The sequence below is a fragment of the Kocuria aegyptia genome, from assembly GCF_039530085.1.
GTDB classification, from domain to species: domain Bacteria; phylum Actinomycetota; class Actinomycetes; order Actinomycetales; family Micrococcaceae; genus Kocuria; species Kocuria aegyptia.
The window spans coordinates 1-1,516 of the sequence record NZ_BAAAOA010000054.1 but is presented as its reverse complement, the minus strand read 5'-3'; the positions used below and the strand labels follow the sequence as shown (position 1 = coordinate 1,516).

At 57.7% G+C, this 1,516-nt stretch carries 1 rRNA gene; it reads left to right on the top strand.

The features are described 5' to 3' along the window. Positions 1-1,516 (top strand): 23S ribosomal RNA (locus ABD220_RS17895); the annotation flags it as partial.

The window sequence follows — 1,516 nt, the reverse complement described above, 5'->3', positions numbered from 1 at the left end:
CGCACGGTGGATGCCTTGGCATCAGGAGCCGATGAAGGACGCGGTAATCTGCGATAAGCCTCGGGGAGCTGATAAACGAGCTGTGATCCGAGGGTCTCCGAATGGGGAAACCCCGCCGCGTGTTATGCGTGGTGACCCGCACCTGAATTCATAGGGTGTGTGGAGGGAACGTGGGGAAGTGAAACATCTCAGTACCCACAGGAAGAGAAAACAACAGTGATTCCGTCAGTAGTGGCGAGCGAACGCGGAAGAGGCCAAACCGATGGTGTGTGAGACCCGGCAGGGGTTGCATCATCGGGGTCGTGGGGCGTGTCGTCCCGGGTCTGCCGGCCCGGGCGTGTGAGTGCAGGGCGATAGTCGAACCGGTGTGAGTGCCGGACCGGAGAGGGTGAGAGTCCCGTAGACGAAATCGTCGCTGCCGCACGGTACGCGTACCCAAGTAGCACGGGGCCCGAGAAATCCCGTGTGAATCTGCCAGGACCACCTGGTAAGCCTAAATACTACCTGATGACCGATAGCGGACCAGTACCGTGAGGGAAAGGTGAAAAGTACCCCGGGAGGGGAGTGAAATAGTACCTGAAACCGTGTGCCTACAAACCGTCGGAGCCTGTGAGGGTGACGGCGTGCCTTTTGAAGAATGAGCCTGCGAGTTAGTGTTACGTCGCGAGGTTAACCCGTGAGGGGTATCCGTAGCGAAAGCGAGTCTGAATAGGGCGAGTGAGTGGCGTGATCTAGACCCGAAGCGAAGTGATCTACCCATGGCCAGGTTGAAGCGCGTGTAAGAGCGCGTGGAGGACCGAACCCACTTCAGTTGAAAATGGAGGGGATGAGCTGTGGGTAGGGGTGAAAGGCCAATCAAACTTCGTGATAGCTGGTTCTCCCCGAAATGCATTTAGGTGCAGCGTTACGTGTTTCTTGCCGGAGGTAGAGCTACTGGATGGCCGATGGGCCCTACAAGGTTACTGACGTCAGCCAAACTCCGAATGCCGGTAAGTGAGAGCGTAGCAGTGAGACTGTGGGGGATAAGCTTCATAGTCGAGAGGGAAACAGCCCAGACCACCAACTAAGGCCCCTAAGCGTGTGCTAAGTGGGAAAGGATGTGGAGTTGCTCAGACAACCAGGAGGTTGGCTTAGAAGCAGCCACCCTTGAAAGAGTGCGTAATAGCTCACTGGTCAAGTGATTCCGCGCCGACAATGTAGCGGGGCTCAAGTACACCGCCGAAGTTGTGGCATTGCACCAATGATACCCAACCGGTCCTCGTGACCGGTTCAGGTGGTGCGATGGGTAGGGGAGCGTCGTGTGGGCAGTGAAGCTGCGGGGTGACCCAGTGGTGGAGCCCACACGAGTGAGAATGCAGGCATGAGTAGCGAATGACGGGTGAGAAACCCGTCCGCCGGATGATCAAGGGTTCCAGGGTCAAGCTAATCTGCCCTGGGTCAGTCGGGACCTAAGGCGAGGCCGACAGGCGTAGTCGATGGACAACGGGTTGATATTCCCGTACCGGCGAAGAACCGC